Source organism: Metabacillus niabensis (assembly GCF_020524345.1).
In the GTDB taxonomy this organism is placed as follows: domain Bacteria; phylum Bacillota; class Bacilli; order Bacillales; family Bacillaceae; genus Metabacillus; species Metabacillus niabensis_B.
This window is the reverse complement of sequence record NZ_JAIVLH010000005.1, coordinates 143,854-163,371: the sequence shown is the minus strand read 5'-3', so window position 1 is coordinate 163,371 and position 19,518 is coordinate 143,854. Positions and strand designations below refer to the sequence as shown.

Annotated in this window: 18 protein-coding genes, 22 tRNA genes and 1 rRNA gene; 6 read left to right on the top strand and 35 right to left on the bottom strand. The window is 37.1% G+C overall.

The window, feature by feature from the left end; all coding sequences use genetic code 11:
- Positions 1-54: 54 nt before the first annotated feature.
- From LC095_RS08445 to LC095_RS08420, 6 genes are all read right to left on the bottom strand, one after another.
- Positions 55-249, bottom strand: a complete 195-nt coding sequence (locus LC095_RS08445; protein ID WP_264195976.1) for a DUF6171 family protein — start codon at positions 247-249, stop codon at positions 55-57.
- Positions 250-320: 71 nt separating this feature from the next.
- Positions 321-1,811: an alpha-N-arabinofuranosidase gene (locus LC095_RS08440; protein WP_319005781.1), complete on the bottom strand. Its 1,491-nt coding sequence runs from the start codon at positions 1,809-1,811 to the stop codon at positions 321-323.
- A 28-nt stretch (positions 1,812-1,839) separates the two neighbouring features.
- On the bottom strand, positions 1,840-2,808 hold the full coding sequence (locus LC095_RS08435) for a family 43 glycosylhydrolase (RefSeq protein WP_413467472.1): 969 nt from the start codon (positions 2,806-2,808) through the stop codon (positions 1,840-1,842).
- A 29-nt stretch (positions 2,809-2,837) separates the two neighbouring features.
- Complete coding sequence (locus LC095_RS08430) at positions 2,838-3,701, bottom strand: carbohydrate ABC transporter permease (RefSeq protein ID WP_226527735.1); 864 nt, start codon at positions 3,699-3,701, stop codon at positions 2,838-2,840.
- A 16-nt stretch (positions 3,702-3,717) separates the two neighbouring features.
- Entirely contained in the window at positions 3,718-4,644 is a 927-nt protein-coding gene (locus LC095_RS08425; RefSeq protein ID WP_226527734.1) for a carbohydrate ABC transporter permease, read from the bottom strand.
- A 79-nt stretch (positions 4,645-4,723) separates the two neighbouring features.
- Positions 4,724-6,073 carry an ABC transporter substrate-binding protein gene (locus LC095_RS08420; protein WP_226527733.1) on the bottom strand — a complete coding sequence of 450 codons (1,350 nt, stop codon included), beginning with the start codon at positions 6,071-6,073 and terminating at the stop codon, positions 4,724-4,726.
- Positions 6,074-6,592: 519 nt separating this feature from the next.
- On the opposite strand from LC095_RS08420, the gene LC095_RS08415 reads away from it, so the two are divergent.
- From LC095_RS08415 to sda, 3 genes are all read left to right on the top strand, one after another.
- Positions 6,593-7,510, top strand: coding sequence for an ArsR/SmtB family transcription factor (locus LC095_RS08415; RefSeq protein WP_026561741.1), 918 nt, complete (start codon positions 6,593-6,595; stop codon positions 7,508-7,510).
- Positions 7,511-7,821: 311 nt separating this feature from the next.
- On the top strand, positions 7,822-8,037 hold the full coding sequence (locus tag LC095_RS08410) for a hypothetical protein (RefSeq protein ID WP_226527732.1): 216 nt from the start codon (positions 7,822-7,824) through the stop codon (positions 8,035-8,037).
- A gap of 251 nt (positions 8,038-8,288) precedes the next feature.
- Positions 8,289-8,456: a sporulation histidine kinase inhibitor Sda gene (gene sda, locus LC095_RS08405; protein ID WP_226527731.1), complete on the top strand. Its 168-nt coding sequence runs from the start codon at positions 8,289-8,291 to the stop codon at positions 8,454-8,456.
- Positions 8,457-8,565: 109 nt separating this feature from the next.
- Here sda and LC095_RS08400 read toward each other — a convergent pair whose 3' ends face one another.
- From LC095_RS08400 to rrf, 27 genes are all read right to left on the bottom strand, one after another.
- A complete protein-coding gene (locus LC095_RS08400) occupies positions 8,566-8,895 on the bottom strand; it encodes an antibiotic biosynthesis monooxygenase family protein (RefSeq protein ID WP_226527730.1) in 330 nt (109 codons plus the stop codon).
- A gap of 16 nt (positions 8,896-8,911) precedes the next feature.
- Entirely contained in the window at positions 8,912-10,705 is a 1,794-nt protein-coding gene (locus LC095_RS08395) for an ABC transporter ATP-binding protein (protein ID WP_226527839.1), read from the bottom strand.
- Between the two features lie 19 nt (positions 10,706-10,724).
- Entirely contained in the window at positions 10,725-12,461 is a 1,737-nt protein-coding gene (locus LC095_RS08390; RefSeq protein ID WP_226527729.1) for an ABC transporter ATP-binding protein, read from the bottom strand.
- On the bottom strand, positions 12,448-13,197 hold the full coding sequence (locus LC095_RS08385; protein ID WP_226527728.1) for a PadR family transcriptional regulator: 750 nt from the start codon (positions 13,195-13,197) through the stop codon (positions 12,448-12,450). Before LC095_RS08385 ends, LC095_RS08390 begins: the two co-directional genes overlap by 14 nt.
- Positions 13,198-13,343: 146 nt before the next feature.
- A tRNA-Arg gene (locus LC095_RS08380) sits at positions 13,344-13,417 on the bottom strand.
- 33 nt (positions 13,418-13,450) lie between these two features.
- A tRNA-Asn gene (locus LC095_RS08375) sits at positions 13,451-13,525 on the bottom strand.
- Positions 13,526-13,534: 9 nt separating this feature from the next.
- Positions 13,535-13,611, bottom strand: a tRNA-Ile gene (locus tag LC095_RS08370).
- Positions 13,612-13,636: 25 nt separating this feature from the next.
- A tRNA-Gly gene (locus LC095_RS08365) sits at positions 13,637-13,710 on the bottom strand.
- A 12-nt stretch (positions 13,711-13,722) separates the two neighbouring features.
- Positions 13,723-13,796: transfer RNA gene (locus LC095_RS08360), tRNA-Cys, on the bottom strand.
- Positions 13,797-13,803: 7 nt separating this feature from the next.
- A tRNA-Gln gene (locus LC095_RS08355) sits at positions 13,804-13,878 on the bottom strand.
- Positions 13,879-13,989: 111 nt separating this feature from the next.
- A tRNA-His gene (locus tag LC095_RS08350) sits at positions 13,990-14,065 on the bottom strand.
- 10 nt (positions 14,066-14,075) lie between these two features.
- A tRNA-Trp gene (locus LC095_RS08345) sits at positions 14,076-14,149 on the bottom strand.
- A 14-nt stretch (positions 14,150-14,163) separates the two neighbouring features.
- A tRNA-Tyr gene (locus tag LC095_RS08340) sits at positions 14,164-14,247 on the bottom strand.
- A gap of 9 nt (positions 14,248-14,256) precedes the next feature.
- Positions 14,257-14,329 (bottom strand) — tRNA-Phe (locus LC095_RS08335).
- A 131-nt stretch (positions 14,330-14,460) separates the two neighbouring features.
- Positions 14,461-14,537, bottom strand: a tRNA-Asp gene (locus LC095_RS08330).
- A 50-nt stretch (positions 14,538-14,587) separates the two neighbouring features.
- Positions 14,588-14,664 (bottom strand) — tRNA-Met (locus LC095_RS08325).
- Between the two features lie 25 nt (positions 14,665-14,689).
- Positions 14,690-14,782: transfer RNA gene (locus LC095_RS08320), tRNA-Ser, on the bottom strand.
- A gap of 18 nt (positions 14,783-14,800) precedes the next feature.
- Positions 14,801-14,877 (bottom strand) — tRNA-Met (locus LC095_RS08315).
- A gap of 155 nt (positions 14,878-15,032) precedes the next feature.
- Positions 15,033-15,108, bottom strand: a tRNA-Ala gene (locus LC095_RS08310).
- Between the two features lie 8 nt (positions 15,109-15,116).
- A tRNA-Pro gene (locus tag LC095_RS08305) sits at positions 15,117-15,193 on the bottom strand.
- 5 nt (positions 15,194-15,198) lie between these two features.
- Positions 15,199-15,275: transfer RNA gene (locus LC095_RS08300), tRNA-Arg, on the bottom strand.
- A 9-nt stretch (positions 15,276-15,284) separates the two neighbouring features.
- Positions 15,285-15,373, bottom strand: a tRNA-Leu gene (locus LC095_RS08295).
- 6 nt (positions 15,374-15,379) lie between these two features.
- Positions 15,380-15,454, bottom strand: a tRNA-Gly gene (locus tag LC095_RS08290).
- 11 nt (positions 15,455-15,465) lie between these two features.
- A tRNA-Leu gene (locus tag LC095_RS08285) sits at positions 15,466-15,551 on the bottom strand.
- A gap of 21 nt (positions 15,552-15,572) precedes the next feature.
- Positions 15,573-15,648: transfer RNA gene (locus tag LC095_RS08280), tRNA-Val, on the bottom strand.
- Positions 15,649-15,726: 78 nt separating this feature from the next.
- Positions 15,727-15,801: transfer RNA gene (locus LC095_RS08275), tRNA-Glu, on the bottom strand.
- A gap of 29 nt (positions 15,802-15,830) precedes the next feature.
- Positions 15,831-15,946, bottom strand: a 5S ribosomal RNA gene (gene rrf / locus LC095_RS08270).
- 330 nt (positions 15,947-16,276) lie between these two features.
- On the opposite strand from rrf, the gene LC095_RS08265 reads away from it, so the two are divergent.
- Entirely contained in the window at positions 16,277-16,531 is a 255-nt protein-coding gene (locus LC095_RS08265) for a DUF1292 domain-containing protein (RefSeq protein ID WP_226527727.1), read from the top strand.
- A gap of 17 nt (positions 16,532-16,548) precedes the next feature.
- The gene (locus tag LC095_RS08260) at positions 16,549-16,911 is read left to right on the top strand and encodes an erythromycin esterase family protein (protein ID WP_226527726.1); all 363 of its coding nucleotides are present in this window, start codon (positions 16,549-16,551) and stop codon (positions 16,909-16,911) included.
- 252 nt (positions 16,912-17,163) lie between these two features.
- Here the strand turns inward: LC095_RS08260 and LC095_RS08255 are convergent, their stop codons facing one another.
- Complete coding sequence (locus LC095_RS08255; protein ID WP_226527725.1) at positions 17,164-17,544, bottom strand: hypothetical protein; 381 nt, start codon at positions 17,542-17,544, stop codon at positions 17,164-17,166.
- 149 nt (positions 17,545-17,693) lie between these two features.
- Here LC095_RS08255 and LC095_RS08250 point away from each other — a divergent pair, with 149 nt between their 5' ends.
- The gene (locus tag LC095_RS08250; protein WP_226527724.1) at positions 17,694-18,650 is read left to right on the top strand and encodes a 3'-5' exonuclease; all 957 of its coding nucleotides are present in this window, start codon (positions 17,694-17,696) and stop codon (positions 18,648-18,650) included.
- A gap of 110 nt (positions 18,651-18,760) precedes the next feature.
- On the opposite strand, the gene LC095_RS08245 is transcribed toward LC095_RS08250, so the two are convergent.
- A complete protein-coding gene (locus LC095_RS08245; protein WP_226527723.1) occupies positions 18,761-19,501 on the bottom strand; it encodes a hypothetical protein in 741 nt (246 codons plus the stop codon).
- Between the last annotated feature and the right edge of the window lie 17 nt (positions 19,502-19,518).

Genomic DNA, 19,518 nt, shown 5'->3' with positions numbered 1-19,518 from the left:
GATCACTACGTTAAATCTCCTTTAACATTCATAAGTAGTGATCTTCTAAAGTTGTTACCATTTTGGTCCATTTGGATGCGGACATTGTTTGTACGATAGTTTTGTTCGAAATTCCACATAACACCCGCAATGTAAACATGTTGTTTCACTTGAAAGAGAAGGACAGCTTAAACAGATGTCCATTCTCTTTTGATACAGCAAATCATTCACTAAATTGATTTCAAGCTGAAGTTGCTCTTGAACAAGCATAGAAATTTGTGATTTTGACCTACGCTCGATCTGAAAACAGCCTTTACAGTTTCTTTTTGTTTCTTTTTCTATCATGATACCGTTACTAAAAGAACTGACATAGGAGGCATCTCGAAGGATAATTCATTCTCATTTACATTGAATCCTTCAAATACAACCGGTTCTACGGCTGTTGAATTTTCAAATGTATTTCTGCCATTCATCTTTTCAGATGTTAAAATTTTTCCGCTAACCTGTGTCACATTTTTATCTAGTAAACCTCTTAATTCAATTGTTACAGGCGCTGAATCCTGATTGTTTACATTACATAATGTAATATTCACTTCACCTTTCGTATTTTTTGAAGCTGAAAGATGAACAGAAGGGATTTCTTCTTCCTTCCCCTTAACTGTTGATGTTGCAGCTTCAACCATTAGACAGGCAGCATCTTGATGAACCTTATACATATCAAAAACATGATAGGTCGGAGTTAAAATCATATTTTCTCCTTCTGTTAAGACCATTGCTTGAAGAACATTTACTGTTTGGGCAATGTTAGCCATTTGGACACGATCACAATGATTGTTAAAAATATTAAGGGTAATACCCGCTACAAGCGCATCACGAATCGTATTTTGTTGATATAAAAACCCCGGATTTGTACCAGGCTCAACATCAAACCATGTGCCCCATTCATCTACAATCATACCCACTCGTTTTTCCGGATCATATTTATCCATGATCGTACCATGTTTTGTTACAAGCTCATCCATATGAAGAGCTTTTTTCATCGTAGTGAACCATTCATCTTCAGTAAAGTCTGTTGCAGACCCTTTCCCTAACCAAAAGTCACCTGGAATTGTATAGTAATGTAGGCTTAACCCATCCATAAAACGTCCTGCATTACGCATTAACACATCTGTCCAGTTATAGTCGTCTACATTTGCTCCCCCGGCAATTTTGTAAATTTTATTATCTCCATAGTTTCTTACATAGGTCTGGAATTGGCGATAAAGATCTGCATAATATTCCGGACGCATATTTCCACCACAGCCCCAGTTTTCATTGCCTACTCCGAAATAAGTTAATTTCCATGGTTCTTCTCGACCATTTTCACTTCTCCAGTTGGCCATTGGCGATTCTCCATCAAATGTCATATATTCAACCCATTCTGACATTTCCTGAACTGTTCCGCTTCCAACATTTCCGCATATATATGGCTCACATTCTAGTAGCTCACAAAGAAGCATAAATTCATGTGTACCGAAATGGTTATTTTCTACAACTCCCCCCCAGTGGGTATTTACCATTCTTTTTCTGTTTTCTCGTGGACCAACACCATCTTTCCAATGATACTCATCAGCAAAGCAGCCACCAGGCCAACGTAGCACTGGAATATTTAGGTTTTTTAACGCTTGAAGAACATCATTCCGAATTCCTTTTGTGTTAGGAATAGTAGAATCTTCTCCCACCCAAATTCCTTCATAAATACAACGCCCAAGATGTTCTGCGAAGTGCCCGTATATATTTTTATTGATTTTTCCCTTTTCGATATCTGCATTAATAATAATTGAATTGCCCACTTCATTCACTCCTACACTATTAGTCTATTTACTTTTTACTAACTTCACGATCCGGAACGGGGTCTCCGAATACAGGTAATCCATCTTCTCCCCAAGTAAAAACCTGTGCACGTGTATGACGATTTGGATCGTATAATGGATCACCAACAATCTCTTTATAATTTCTTGCATGATACACAATTACATCTTCATTTCCATCCTCTGAAACCGTAAAACTATTATGCCCAGGGCCATATTGACCTGTTTGTTCATTTGTTTGGAAAACAGGTTTAGTTAATTTAGTCCAAGAAGCGGGATTCAGTAAGTCTGCATCCGCAGAGGCATACAATACCCCCATACAATAATGATGATTTGTTGCACTAGCTGAAAAGGAAACAATAATTTTTCCATTTCGCTTTAATACAGCAGGACCTTCATTAACAAGGAATCCGATTTTTTCCCAATCATACTCAGGAGTTGTAATCATCACTTGTTCACCCGTAATTGTCCAAGGATTTTCCATTTTTGCGATATATAAATTAGAATTACCCTTAATGACCGGATCTTTCTGAGGCCAAATAAGATAACGCACTCCATTATGCTCAAAGGTTGTTGCATCAAGAGCAAATGTTTCCCATTTTGTTTTAATCTGCCCCATTTCTTCCCATGTTCCTTCTAAAGGATTTGCTGACTTATTTTCAAGCACATACATACGATGATCAAATAATCCCTCATTTGTTTCAGCTGTTTTAGCTGCGGCAAAATAAATGTACCAAGCTCCATCGATATAATGAATTTCAGGTGCCCATATATTCGCACTCATCGGACCACGATCATATTTCCTCCAAGCCACAACAGGCTCTGCTTCTCCTAAACCTTGAATAGAGGTTGCTCTGCGAACTTCAATTCTGTCATATTCTGGGACAGATGCAGTGAAGTAATAATAGCCATCAACATGTTTATATACCCAAGGGTCTGCACGCTGTTCTATAATCGGATTTTGGTATTTATTTGACATAACAAACATCTCCTATTCTGTAAAACTATTTATCCTTTAATTCCAGTCATTGTAATTCCTTCTATAAATTGCTTTTGAGCAAAGAAGAACATAAGAATTGTTGGGATTAGCGCTAATACGGACCCTGCCATAATGAGTGTCCATTCTGATGTGTAATAACCATTAAAGGAAGCCAATACCAATTGAAGTGTAAACTTTTCAGGCGTATTAATGTAAATTAATGGTCCAAGGAAATCATTATATCCAGCTAAAAACCATAAAATAGCTTGTGTGACAATTGCCGGCTTTGCCAACGGTAAAATGATTCTGATAAAAATTCCAAAATAACCTAAACCATCGATTTTCGCTGCCTCCATTAATTCATCAGGAATGGTCATAAAAAACTGTCTTAGAAAAAAGATTGCCATTGCCGTACCAAACATTCCCGGTATAATTAATGGCATCCACGTGTCCAGCCAACCTAAATCTCTAAAAATAATAAAAGTCGGTACCATCGTAACAACTCCAGGCAACATAATTGTCGCTAAAAGAACGAGAAATAATTTATCCCTTCCTGGAAACTTCAATTTCGAAAATCCAAATGCTGCTAATGAGCTTGTAAACACCCCGATTACAGTAGGCGGGATAATGACCGCAAACGTATTCATAAAACCTCTTAACAAATTTGCTTCAGTTAAAACTGTCCAATAATTCTCCCAAACAAACTTTTCAGGGATCCATTGAGGAGGCATTGTAAAAACTGCCCCTTCCGGCTTTAGGGATGTAGATAACATCCAGAAAAACGGTATAGCCATAACAAAGCCACCAATAATTAAAAACACATATGCAGCGATCTTTTGTATGAGTCGTATGTTCTTTACATTTTTATTCCAAGCAACACTTGTCGCAGACATATTCTTCACTTCCTTATTAATAATGAACCCAACGTTTACTCAGTTTAAAATTAATTAATGTAATGATTAAGATAATAATTCCTAATACCCAAGCCATTGCTGATGCATAGCCCATTTCCATGTAACGGAACGCGTTTAGGAATAAGTAGTAAACAACTGTTGTTGTGGAATAATTCGGACCACCTTCAGTCATGATCATAAATCGTTGGAAATCCTGAAGAGCTCCAATGATAGAGGTAATCAGAATAAAGAATGTTGTCGGTGATATAGATGGAATCGTGACAAACCTTAACTTTTGCCAGCTGTTTGCTCCATCGATATCTGCTGCTTCGTAAAGATTTTTTGGTACAGACTGAAGTGCAGCTAAATATAAAATCATATTGATTCCTAATCCGCCCCAAACCCCTTGTATAATCATGGCAGGCATCGCCCAATTTTCATCACTCAGCCAAGGAGGCCCTGTAATGCCGATATAACCAAGCAGTACGTTTAATAATCCGAAATCCGAGTTGAAAATCCATTTCCACAGCAAAGATATCGCAACAATGGAACACACTGTTGGTAGAAAAAAGGCTGTTCGAAACAAAGATAGTCCCTTTACTTTCTGGTTTAAAGCTATAGCAATAAGCAAAGCAATCGCCATACCAAAAGGAATTCCTAATGCAGCATAAAATGTATTAAAAACTGTCTTCCAAAACAAAGCATCTTCAAAAAATAATCTTTTATAGTTTTCTAAACCATTGAATTGAGCAGGTGTATATAAATCAAACTTTGTAAAACTGACATAAACGGAAAATAACATTGGGATAAAAGCAAAGCAGAGAAAACCAATTAAAGGCGGGGCAACAAATAAGTAACCCCACATATATTCTGATTTGAATCTTCTTTTCTTCTTCACGTTTATTTCAGCTTTCTTCGTCTTTGTTGCTGTCTGCGTTATCATGTTATCACCCTTTCTTTCACAGATATTTTCAAACTTAGAGGGGATTGTACAAATTCATTTCCCCTCTATTCGCAGTGTGTTACTCAAAAATTGCTGGATTCCCCTCTTTCAAATGCTTATCTACCTCAGGCTTAATGTCATTTAATAGTTCTTCAGCTGATTTTTTTCCATTCCAAAGGTCAGCAAGCTTTTGATTGACTGTATCAAGCCATTTGTTATTTGTCGTTATTGACCATGGACCCGGACGCTGATTTTCTGCAGCTTGTATAAACACTTCAGCATTTTCAGGTTTTTGCCCTGGTTGTAAGAATACATCTGTATTTGATAATGATTTATAAGTTGGAATAGCAAATCCTAATTCTGTTTGAATGGTTTGTCCTTCTTCACCAGCTAAATATTCTACTAATCTAAACGACTCATCTACAAATTTTGTTTTCTTATTAATGGCGTATCCTACTGAACCTGACCAACCAGATGATTCACCAGTTTTTCCAGCTGGGAAAGGAGCAACATTCCAGTCGAAGTTCAATTTACGATATGTTGGTACCATCCAGCGACCATTAAAGACCATCGCCACTTTACCTGATTCAAACATTTGATCCGCTGACATCGCTTCCAAAGCACGAGAATCAGGAGCGACATTGTGCTTATTTGACATATCTGCAACAAATTGCATCGCTTCAACTGCTTCCGGACTATTTAACACAAATTCTGTTCGATCTTCACTTAAAACATTACCACCATTTGACCACACAAATCCTTCCCACCATAATGGCCCCATACCATATTGCTCAGGCTTACCGTCACCATTTTCATCAATTGTTAATTTTTTGGCAATTTCTAAATATTCCTCCCAGCTCATTGGTTTCTCAGGTGATGGATAAGGACTACCCGCTTTATCGAAAAGTTCTTTATTGTAATATAAAACAGAAGGTCCAATATCCTTAGGTAGAGCGTATAAGTCACCTTCACCTAGTGTTTTTCCATTGTATTTATATCTAACTAATGCTGATTCCCACATATCATCTGTGTTAATGTCACTGTTATCGATCAATTCCTGCATATTTAAAAATAAGTCTGCAGATACCCATCTACCAAAGTCACCGTCACTAGCAAACACAACATCAGGTGCTGTTCCACCAGCAAGCATTGTATTCATCTTTCCTGCATAATCATCTGGAATATGTGTAACTTTAACCTTAATATCCGGGTTATCTTCTTCGAAATTACTTACTAATTCTTTAAATACTTTCAATTCATCCGGAGATCCCCAAGTTGAAATCCCAATTGTTGTTGTGCCATCTTCATTTTTTTTGGATTGTGTTGCTGAATCGCCACCACTTTCAGAACCTGTAAATGCTGAACATCCTATTAAACTACCAAATAGCATCAAAGCAATTCCTAAAGAAATCATTTTCTTAACAAACATATTAATCCCCCTCAATTTGTATTAAGCGCTTTCAATCATAACCAAAAAATCCAGCCCGACAAACACAATTAGTTAACTCCTTCATGTAATTTCTAATCTTTACATCTCCTTCTTATCTTGATTGCTACTTCGATTAATAATATAAACATTAACATTTTATTGTTTTCGTTAATATTAATGTTATTAATGATTAGTATATTTATTAACTATATAACTGTCAACTATTTTTAAGAAAATTAATTTTATCCTTAATTTAACTATTACACTAAGCATTGTTGAATTCTCTATTCGTTTATTATTGATTTATTGCAATCTCTCCATGTTATCACTAATCATTAATAAATTTATTATTAAATTAAAAATAAACAAAATGGCTTCCTGGTTATGTTTTTCTCTTATAAAACAGTAGATTAATAATATAAGCATAAAATAAAAATTGAAAGGTTAACATACTTGTATACTAATTAACAAACGTGTATATTATATGTAAACTGCACGAAATGATGGAGGACTAATTTCATGAAAATAGATACAACAGATGAATATTTACCTATATATGAAGCTTTAGCAAGCACAGTACGTTTAAAAATTATACAATTACTATCACTTCGCCCTATGAATATTAAAGAATTAGCAGAGGCCGCCGAACTAAGCAGTGCAATTATGACCATGCATGTTAAAAAGTTAGAAAAAGCAGGAATAATTAGAACTGACATGGTTCCAGGGAAGGCCGGATTACAAAAATTGTGCGTACTTGATGTTGATCAAATTGAAATAAATTTTCCGGCAGCACTTAGTCAAATTAAAGAATTTCATCAAACCGATGTTTCAGTAGGTCATTATACTGACTTTCAAATTGAACCAACATGTGGATTAGCAACACGGGAGAAAATAATAGGTGAGTTTGATGAGCCACGTTATTTCCTTGATCATGAACGAGTAAACGCGAATATTCTATGGTTCGGCCAAGGCTATGTTGAATATAAAATCCCTAACTTTCTGTTATCAAGCAACCGTCCCGAAGAACTTGAAATTTCTATGGAATTATCATCCGAAGCACCTGACACAAATAACAATTGGCCATCAGACATTTCATTTTATTTGAATAATGTATTTTTAGGTATCTGGACAAGCCCTGGAGACTTTGGAGATAATAAAGGAAAATATACTCCTTCCTGGTGGCCGAGTATCATTAACCAATACGGTTTATTAAAATACCTCCGCATTACTTCTAACGGGACTTATATGGATGGTAATAAAATCTCAGATGTGACAATTCATGATGTGGGAATTCGTGATAAACAATGGACATTCAAAATCGCAGTTGAAAAAGATGCAGAGCATGTCGGAGGAGTTACCCTTTTCGGTTCAGGCTTTGGGAACTATAACCAAGATATTATCTTTAGACTTTATTATTCAAAGGAACAAAAGGCATAAAATGATTCCCATCTTTCCACAATAAGTGAAGGGTGGGATTTTAAATTAGAGTAAAAGCGTTTTATCACCAAGTCCTAATGGTGATAAAACCTTCGTTTTCCTTATCTAACTAATAGTAAAATAAACTTTTCTGCAGGGCATTGTACTTTTAAACACCTCAAATATCCTCACCACAACCAATAAAATGGCTTTTTTGATCTTACTTTGGAAAATATTACCCTTAGCAAATTTCGACTACTACTAGTAAAATGATAGCTACTACATAACTTAAGACACTCTACTATTTACATATCATAAGAAAGGGGTTTACTATGGAACAATTCTTTGCCCAAGTAGAACTGTGGCGTCAAAATAATACACTTCTTCGTGTCGTTTTTACAAAAAGAAAAATTGGAAGAAAAACTTTCTCCGGCCGAATTATCCACTTATCACAAGATCAGTCACAACTTTTATTTTATAATGTCGATTCTAAATCTGTTTTTTCACTTGAAGTTAATGAAATCGATGATATTAATGCTTTCTCTTAGCCTTTAACTGCTTATATCCACAGTAAAAAATACCATTCTACTTTATTCGGCTTAACATCATTTAATAAAATACAAATCAACTCTTTTCCCCTAACTCCACTAATTGTTTTCCTAACTTTTTTACTAGTTTTCACTATTTTTTTACTTTTTTTGTCTAATTGTAGGAATGATCGTCGAAAGCCTTATCTTTTTCATGGATTTTGGTTAAAATAATCTTTATGTTAGATACTTTACAAGGAGTTATTCGAACTATGCCCTATCAAACTACCCTAAATTTAATCTCTAATTTGACACTTTATAAAGCCTACATAGATGCGCTTAAATTAAATGTATCAGAGGACTTTATGCAAATATTACTTGAAGAAATGAAATCCCGCTCTATGCCATTACCTATTACATTACAGGATAAATCGAGTTAAATTATTTACTTTTCCAGAAGTACAAAAAGTACAAAAAGCACAAATCTATCATTATAAGATTTGTGCTTTTTGTTATTTATCAATAATTAAAACAAAACTTATGATTATATTATTCCTCTGAAGAATCATAAAGCTCATAGGCTCTGAGTGTTTTTTTCATTTTTACTTGTTCAAGTTGCGGATTTTCTTTTCTTTTTTTATTCATTTCCTTATGTTCATTTACATGATCCTCTCTTGAAATCCATGCTTTAAAGTCTGCCTGAGATTCCCATTTAGAGACATAGACAAATTCTACAGTTCCTGTGTTTTCTCTTTTCCAGCATTCAAATGAAATCAGACCTTTTGCTTCAGCCAATTTTTCTTTGTCTTCCTCTCTTTTCTTTACTAATCTTTCTTCATACGCTTTTTCAATTTCAAACGTTGCTGTATTTACAAACATTTCCTTCAACCTTTCATTAAATGGTCATTTGTTTTGAATATAGCTCATAGTAAAAACCGCGCTTATTCAATAAATCATGATGATTCCCACTTTCTATAATCTCACCATCTTGTATAACTATAATTTGATTAGCTAACTCAATAGTTTTTAAACGATGAGCGATTACAAAGCTGGTTTTACCTTTTATTAAGTTTCGAATTCCTCGTTGAATATCAATTTCGGTTTTTGTATCTATATTAGATGTTGCTTCATCTAAAATTAACAAATCAGGATTTGCTAATATGGCTCTAGCAATGGAAATAAGCTGTTTTTGACCTTGACTTATATTTTGACCACCAGAAGTAATGGCTGTTTGATATTGGTTAGGCAAATGCTTAATAAACCCATGTGCAGAGGCTGTTTTTGCTGCTTCAATCACTTCTTCATCTGTTGCATCAAGGCGGCCGTAGCGGATATTTTCCATAATCGTTCCTGAAAATAAATAAGGATCTTGAAGGACAATACCCATTCTTTTCCGTAAAGCTCGTAGTTTATAGTCCTTTATATTTCTTCCGTCAAGTAAAAGTTCACCTGATCGGACATCATAAAACCTCATTAGCAAATTAATAATCGTTGTTTTACCCGAACCGGTTGGGCCAATTAAAGCAATCATTTCCCCTGGTTTTGCTGAAAAATGAATATTTTTTAAAATAGGCTTGTTTTGTTCATATTGAAAATCAACATGTTGAAATTGTACTTCACCCTTCAATGAACTAACTTGAAGCGCATCTCTTTTGTCTACTAAATCAGGAACCTCATCCATTGTTTCAAAAACCCGCTCTGCTCCAGCTAATGCTGCTTGTATTGAATTGAGCAATGTTGATAACTGATTAATCGGCCTTGTGAACTGCCTTGAATATGTAACAAATGACGCGATAATCCCAATTGTTGTATGCCCATTAAGTGCCATTAATGCACTGACAGCAATCACTATTGCAAGTCCCATATTACTTAAAAAGTTATTAAATGGGCCGAGTGTTCCTGAAAACATATCGGCTTTCATCGCAGATTGTCGCAAACGTTCATTTACCTCATGGAATTGTCCGAAAGTATCTTCTTCCTTACCAAATAAAGCGATCACCTCTCCACCACTTATCGTTTCTTCAACAAAGCCATTTAACCCACCAACATCTTTCTGTCTTTGCGAAAAGTTTTTCCGACTAATGCTAACAATTTTCTTCGTGACATAAAGCATAACCGGAATGATCAAAAAAGACACGATCGCCAATACCCAATTCAAGGAAAACATAGCGATGGTAACACCGATGATTGTTAGTAGTGAGGATACAAACTGAATCACACTTTGACTAAGCGCTTGATTTAATTGCTCAAGGTCATTTGTAAATCGACTCATTAGCTCACCATGTTTATGTTGGTCAAAAAAACGTAATGACAGAGTTTGTAATTTTGCAAATAAATCCTCGCGTAATACTTTAATAGTATTTAATGAAATATCCACCATAATATAGCTTTGAAGCCAGGTAAGAATGGATGTACCGACATAAATCCCAACAAGCAACCATATCATGCGAATTGTACCAGTTACATCTTTCGGAAGGATGTAATGGTCAATAATCACCCCAATAAAGTATGGACCTAGAAGACTTAAGATTGCAGATAAAATAACAAGAATAACTGACGCGACTAAACTCATTTTTTGTTTTTTCATATACAACCAAATTCTTAGCAAAGTTCCTTTAGGGTCCTTTGTTTTTTCAACAGGATCCGACACCCTTCCCCCCGGACCTGCGCCCCTTGTTGTTTGCTGCATTCTTGCCACACTATTATTATTACTCAACCATTACACCTCCAGTCTGTACTTGAGTTTGATAGATTTCCTGATAAACAGTGCACGACTCCAGTAATTCATCATGTGTTCCAACTCCCACTATGGATCCTTCTTTCATAACAAAAATTTTATCTGCATCAAGAATGGAAGAAATCTTTGATGAAACCATAAAGATTGTTGTCTTTGGGTATGAGGATTTTAATGCATCAAGAATTATCGCTTCAGACCGAGCATCAACCGCAGATGTGGCATCGTCTAAAATAAGAATAGACGGCTTTCGCACAAATGCTCTGGCAAGTGATAATCGTTGCTTTTGTCCTCCAGATAAATTAGTAGCTTCTTGAGTTAAAGGGTGTTCATAACGGGCATCAAGTTTCTCAATAAACTCTTCTGCACATGCATTTTTACTAGCCAATTGCAACTCGGTTTCTGACGCATCTTTTTTTCCATACATAAGGTTGGATTTAATGCTTCCTGAAAATAAAAATGGTTTTTGCGTAACATACCCTATTGATCCGCGAATATGCTTTAAACTTATGTTCTTACTATTCTGTCCATCTATTAAAATCTCCCCTTGATCCACCTCATATAATCTTGGTAACAATTTAACTAACGTTGTTTTCCCACTGCCTGTTGCTCCAATAATGCCAATTTTCTCGCCGTGACTAGCAGAAAATGAGATAGAATTTAGTACATATTCACCGTTTTTGCTATATGAAAACGATACATTTCGAAATTCTACATCTCCTTTAATCGACATTTCATCAATTGTACTTTCAACTCGGTCTGTACTAATTTCAATAACTTCTTGAATTCTATCTGCTGAGGGCAGTGCTCTCATAAGCTGCATCAGAACCATACTACTTGAAGTAAGAGCCATTAAAATGATGTTTAGATAATTAATAAACGCCAAAACTACCCCCACTTGTATAGTGCTTCCGCCAAACGGAAAAACTCCAAAAAGAAGAGCAACAGCCATTCCAATATTTATCACAAAAAGTAAAACCGGCATAAGAATTGTAATAATTTGTTCAGCTACTTTTGTTTTATTTGTTAGTGAACCGTTCACTTTATGAAATAAATTTGTTTCATATTCCTTTCGTACAAAAGCTTTTACAACCCTAATTCCCGCAATATTTTCCTGAAGCTTTGAATTTAGCTGATCTAACGCTTCTTGAACACGTTTAAACCAAATACCTGCTTTTCTCGAAAGAAGGATAATGAAAAAGAGAAGAATTGGAATAATGATAACTAAAATCGGAAACAGCTCTCTTGCTTGAAAAAAAACAATCATGACACTCCCAATAAAGAGTAGAGGTCCCCTTACGAATACACGAAGTGTCATCATAACCGCTTGTTGAACTGAATTAATATCACTCGTTACATTGGTAATTAGTTTACCAGTACCAATTCTATCGCGATCCTCACTAGATAAATGTTTAATCTTATAAAATAAATCTCGTCGAATATCAGTAGCAATATTGATGGCAGATTTAGTGCTAAATATTGTACAACCTATTCCACCAATCAAGCCAATAATTGCCGCAATGATCATAAACGTTCCCATTTGGATAACGTATGTTGTATCATTCTCAGCAATTCCGTAATCTATGATTTTTTGTAAAAGGAGAGGCTGTAACAAGTCCATGGTTACCTCTAAAGCCATTAATAAAGGAGCGAGGATAACAAATAGCTTATATGGCGTCGCATAAGGTAAAAGTTTTTTAATCGATTTCATCACATCTCTCCTTTACTCTTTTATCAGACCAATTAATAAGCTCACCCCTGCAACTATTCAGAATAGAAAGAACATCCTTTGCAAGGTCCGGTTCGGAAAGTACTCTTTTCATCGCATTATGAAATTCAAGCTGAAGTTTTCCCATTTCTTCCCGAACAAGTGAAGCTTCTTCAGACTGCTTCCAACGCAACCTCATTGCCCATTCCTGCCAAAAGATATCGTCTTCTTCACTTATTAAATCATTTATAAATTCTAACCCCTCCTCATTTAAACCGTATATTTTTTTATCTTCATCTAATTTAACTTCAATCAGTTTCTTTTCAACCAAATCCTGTAATGCAGGGTAAATGGTTCCTGCACTGGGAGAATAATAGCCGGCACTTCTCTCCTCCAGCTGCTTCATTACCTGATAGCCATGTTTCGGTTCTTCTTTTAATAGCTGTAAAATTGCAAGCTGAATAATACCTCTACGTTTTGTAAATTTAGACTTCATTTTTTCTCTTAAATGTGGCTGTTTATCAAAAAATTTTAGTGCAGTTTTTAACCCTTTATGTGTTAACGATAGATCATCCTGTTCATCTTTTTGTACAAAACCTTTTTCTATTGCTTCAAAAAGACAACTACTAGAATCGGTTACTTCATTTCTAAGAGATAGAAACAGTTCTCCTTGCTTAATTGGTTTTCTGCTTATAAATGTAAGCAATGTCAACATTTCCTGACTAATATTACCTAACATACTAACCCTCCATCCATTTCAACTATTACGATAAATTTTAATCGATATAGTTTCGAAATACAACAAAAGAGAATGAAGCCAACAGGTAATTTTTGTTAAAAACACAAAAAGGTTAGTTTCATAATTGAAACTAACCTTTTTACTGACGCGCCTTAGAGGATTCGAACCTCTGACCGACGGCTTAGAAGGCCGTTGCTCTATCCTGCTGAGCTAAAGGCGCATATTATGTTATTTCCCTGCTTTTCCATAAGAATGGCTCCGCAGGCAGGATTCGAACCTGCGACCGATCGGTTAACAGCCGATAGCTCTACCACTGAGCTACTGCGGAACACTAACATGGTGGGCCTAAATGGACTCGAACCATCGACCTCACGCTTATCAGGCGTGCGCTCTAACCAGCTGAGCTATAGGCCCATTTTTTTAACGGAATATGTATGTATGGAGCGGGTGAAGGGAATCGAACCCTCATCATCAGCTTGGAAGGCTGAGGTTTTACCACTAAACTACACCCGCTTATAAATGTTTTGGAGGCACCACCCGGATTTGAACCGGGGATAGAGGTTTTGCAGACCTCGGCCTTACCACTTGGCTATGATGCCCTAAAAATGGCTGGGCTAGCTGGATTCGAACCAACGCATGTCGCAGTCAAAGTGCGATGCCTTACCGCTTGGCTATAGCCCATTGAATAACCCTCAAGAATATACTTCCTCGATTAAGCTACATGAATCCTCAGCGCAAGAGAATATCTTGAATTTTTTCTAACAAGAGTTAGAATTTATTATAAACACATATTGGGGCGGCTGATGGGAATCGAACCCACGAATGTCGGAACCACAATCCGATGCGTTAACCACTTCGCCACAACCGCCATGGTTTTTTGGCAGGGGCAGTAGGAATCGAACCCACACCAAAGGTTTTGGAGACCTCTATTCTACCGTTAAACTATGCCCCTATTTTAAAATTAAATGGTGGAGGGGGGCAGATTCGAACTGCCGAACCCTAAGGAGCGGATTTACAGTCCGCCGCGTTTAGCCACTTCGCTACCCCTCCATATAAAGGTGGCTCGGGACGGAATCGAACCGCCGACACATGGATTTTCAGTCCATTGCTCTACCAACTGAGCTACCGAGCCAATATAGTTTTTTTCCACTAAGCTTCGAATCTCTTCATCGGCTCCATTGCTCATATCCTCACGTATGGTCATACGCTGCAGTGTTCGCTCAGTCGCTTCTTCGACTTTCTCACTTATTGTGGTAATAAAAATGGCGGTCCGGACGGGACTCGAACCCGCGACCTCCTGCGTGACAGGCAGGCATTCTAACCAACTGAACTACCGGACCATTATTTGGATCTTAAAGATAGTATTTGACATTATTTCTATCACTTAAATTGGTTGCGGGGACAGGATTTGAACCTGCGACCTTCGGGTTATGAGCCCGACGAGCTACCAGACTGCTCCACCCCGCGATAATAAATAAAAATAAAAAACATATGGAGGAGGAAAGGGGATTCGAACCCCTGCGGGCTTTGACACCCCTGTCGGTTTTCAAGACCGATCCCTTCAGCCGGACTTGGGTATTCCTCCAATATTCATATGTGAAAATGGTAGCGGCGGAGGGAATCGAACCCACGACCTCACGGGTATGAACCGTACGCTCTAGCCAGCTGAGCTACACCGCCATAGTTTTTTAAAACGCTCCTTGTTTCAAATCGTGCTCGTCATGTCTCTTGCAGACACATTCCTCGCAAGCCTACAAAGAGGATTATTCAAGATGTTTACGGCTCGCTCTAGCCAGCTGAGCTACACCGCCATATTCATTCAGAAAATTTTAATTTGGTGGAGCCTAGCGGGATCGAACCGCTGACCTCCTGCGTGCAAAGCAGGCGCTCTCCCAGCTGAGCTAAGGCCCCAATTTAAATGGTCGGGAAGACAGGATTCGAACCTGCGACCCCTTGGTCCCAAACCAAGTGCTCTACCAAGCTGAGCTACTTCCCGTACTATGGCGCGCCCGAGAGGAGTCGAACCCCTAACCTTTTGATCCGTAGTCAAACGCTCTATCCAATTGAGCTACGGGCGCTAAATTTCTTGGTGCCGAGGACCGGAATCGAACCGGTACGGTAGTCACCTACCGCAGGATTTTAAGTCCTGTGCGTCTGCCAGTTCCGCCACCCCGGCACTTACTGGAGCGGAAGACGGGATTCGAACCCGCGACCCCCACCTTGGCAAGGTGGTGTTCTACCACTGAACTACTTCCGCTTAATTTTAAATGGTGCGGGTGAAGGGACTTGAACCCCCACGTCACAAGGACACTAGATCCTAAGTCTAGCGCGTCTGCCAATTCCGCCACACCCGCATGGTGTGTATTACTAATAAATGGTGGAGGATGACGGGATCGAACCGCCGACCCCCTGCTTGTAAGGCAGGTGCTCTCCCAGCTGAGCTAATCCTCCGAAGCAGATGATGTGCAAATGCATGTGTTGCGACAGGACGTCGCGTAATTAACAAGCCTACAACATGTCTACATTAAATGGTGACCCATACGGGATTCGAACCCGTGTTACCGCCGTGAAAGGGCGGTGTCTTAACCGCTTGACCAATGGGCCAACTATCTTATTTCAACCAAATTTGGTTTACCTGGCAATGTCCTACTCTCACAGGGGGAATCCCCCAACTACCATCGGCGCTGAAGAGCTTAACTTCCGTGTTCGGCATGGGAACGGGTGTGACCTCTTCGCCATCATTACCAGACAATTTAGGACAACTTTTATTATAGTAAGTTTTTCTAAAAAAGCAAGAACTTTTTTATTTCATTTCAACCAGTACAATTTTCAGTTGAATGACACAGGAATTATAATGTATCACATCTTAAAATATAGTGTCAATCTCTTTTTTTCAATTTATCAAGTTACCTTCTCTTGAAGACAAAAAATATAATAACATCCTTTTCAAAAAAATAAAAGACCTATTTTAATATTTTTTTAAAAGCTTTTATTGTGATAGGAACAAAAGCTCTCTCTTTGGACATAAACTCTTTATTAAAGGAAACACTAACAATGAAAATGATAGGGAGTGATTCAAATGAAAGAACGAGATTTAATCACAGTTCTTGATGAATATAAACAAGAAAAACAACTTTCAGTAGAAGCTTTAATTGTGATAAATTCTGAAACTTTCGCCCTATTAACACCGAAAGAAGATATTTCTGTCTCCTTCGTTATGCAAGTTAAGGATGAGTTAGACGGTCAATATCTATACGGGATTGATGACCCTGCAATGACAAGTATGGTTATAGATGCTTATGAAATAGCTGTCGATGCAAACCCTGCTGATTAAGTTCCGGAGGTGCACGTTTGTTTGCAAAAGGAATTGTATGGGAGCATAACTCTCATGTTGGCGATGCGCGGGCAACAGATATGGCCATTGGAGGGGTTGTCAATGTGAGTCAATTGCTCAGAGAGGAAAAAGGAGCTGAGACCGTCTTCATAATTGGATTTGGTACACATAGAGGAACAGTTATCGCTGCTGACGAGTGGGGAGTTGCCCCTGAACAAATGCTCATCCCTCCCGCTCAAACAGGTAGTTGGGAGGAAGCTATGCACAAAGCCGATCCCCATGATAAATTCGTCCATTTCCCTAAACATAACCGTCTTTTGTTTCAAAAACCTGTAGAACATCGTTTCATTGGCGTCGTTTATAACCCAGCTTATGAGTAATAATGAAATTATGTTCCTTCCGCCATGTCAAATCGATATGATGTCTTTACCTATATTAATGTGACAAACGCTCTCCATCCACTAACGGTTGAAGAAGTGTTTTTATAAAAGGTAAAAGCATCTCCCTACTCTCATTTCTTTTAGTAGCAAGAGTTTGAAATAAAATCCAATCTTGGTCCATGAAAAAGGATGAATTTCAATTGGTTACTCCAACCTTTGAATTCATCCTTACATAGAAGTTTCACCTTTTATTCATCTCCTCGACAGCTCATTACCAGTAGTTTCTTCTATACCTTGTATTGCTACTATTACATGCTTTTCAATGTAATTTGCCAATACCTCTCTTTGAAAAATCACTTGTTTTTTTGCCGGTTCATTCAAATTTGCATTCTTCACCCATTCATTAAAGGCATTTTTGAAAGCAACATAACTTCTAAATAAAACTGTTAATGCATGACGTAAACGCCGCTTCGCAACCACTTTCTGTTGCAATATCATGATCGTTGACCTTGTTAAAGAGACAAGTTCCATTAATAGGGATGAAATATATAAGTCATTAGGATGTTGACTATTAGAGTAATGCTTTATTAACTTTTTCATATATTTGTAGCTATTAATAAGTTCATCTTTCACGTTCATCTACTCCTCTCACACTATAATTATGCTTAGATTAAAGGAGACATGTTGATACATTGCAAAACTCGCAAATTATTTAACAAAATTTGTATCTACCAATTCCTCCACAAGCCACATATAATTACCTGTTGAGAGGGGGAATATGAATGGCGGACATCAAGCAATTTGTTTTCTTTGACTTTGAAATGTTGTGCTCGGATACAGGGATGGCTTTCGAAGCGATGGAGGCCATTCGTTTAGGTGCTGTTAAATATGAACTTGAGACTGAGGAAGTATCATATTTTGATCAATTTATTCGTCCCCAAAGCACCGAGCCATTAACTGACTTTTGTAAAACCCTGACAGGAATAAGTGATCATGACTTAGCTGATGCAGCTAATTTTATAGAAGTTTTTACCGAGTTTCTTGAGTGGATTGGCGGAATTAAGAAATCAAAGTATTTTTCATGGTCTCCAAGTGACCTCTTTCGCTTAAAAATGGACGCAATAAGACATGAAATTCCCGAGAGAACGCTAAAAAAGATTGAGCAGCGGTACACCGATTTTCAGAAGGTATTCACAGAACGGGTTACCAAAAATCCAGTATCAGTTGAAGATGCTCTAAACCTTTATGATTTAGAATTTATAGGTGACAGGCATAATCCAATGTATGATGCTTTTAACACTTTCCGTATCTTTCAAACCTTTATGAATAAACCTCTTCAGTCTGATCTGATTATGGTTCAAAAAATTATATTAGAAGATACAATGCCTGTTAATATCAAAAATGTGAATGATAAAATACAATCCCAACTACACCATGATGCCAAACAATTAACTGAGCAGCTTCGCCATACTTATCGTTTACGTGATATAAAAAAACTGCTTAAACCGATTAGACGAACTGCATTAAAATATGAAAATGTGATCTTCAACCGCTCCGGCATTTTTTCAGAGAGTAATATTCATCATGCAAAATGCTTCCTCACCTTTTATCAAGATTTCGTTCATACTTGTGAAGAACATATTGCTTATTCTTCTAAAACAGTCATACTGCATGAACATCTGCTTCGTCCAATAGAGCAGATTACCTTATACGAAATAACGAAAATAACAGCTAGTTAATACACTTATGCTAATGGGACTGTCCTTAGATGGAACTGTTGACAAATGAGATTAGCACAATATCTATTCCCCTTTGTCAACAGCCCCTTTTATAGACAGTCCCTTTTGATTTATCCCAAATCTTCCATTCTCATTACTAACATTTCATAAAACTTTTCCGGTTCGTCCGGTGAAAGATGAACTTTTGTTACTTTTTTCTTAAAACCGTACATACATCTTACGTCTTGAGGTTGATAAAATTCAATTTCAAAAATAGGTTTCTCCTTCATAAAATCTGCTAATACTGCATCAAATACTTGTTTACTTTCTTCCTTCGACAATTTCTCAGGACCTTTGTAATAGCTAATCTCTTTTATCATTTCAAACGGCACGACCAACTTCGCTTTTATTCCAACCTGTATATAAAGAAGATTTTTTGTTAGTATAAACGGACTAAGTCGAATAGCTTGAATATCAGCAATCAAATAAACAAGCGTGTAAAGATTCATCACAAGCAAAACGTAGCTTATCATCTCATTCCAAGAATGCAGCAAAAAATGAAACCCTACCGATTCAAGGATTAAAGCATGAATAAGCATGACTGAGAAAGCAATAGCACTCGTTTTTTTATGATAGGTAAACATGTTTGAATCATTAGTATTCGGAAGCCCCTTTTTATTCCAGGTAAAGAAGCTATAATAAAACATTGTTAACTCAGATGTAATGACCTCTAAAAAACGAGATGGCTTTAATTTTCTTTTCAGCTCGATTTCAAATCTATATGAAAATACAGGAATTTCTGTCGGTTTATCTTGTTTTAAGCCCTTAATAATAGAAAGAAATTTGATCACAATTTTATAGACAACAAACAACTCAAGAAGAATGAATG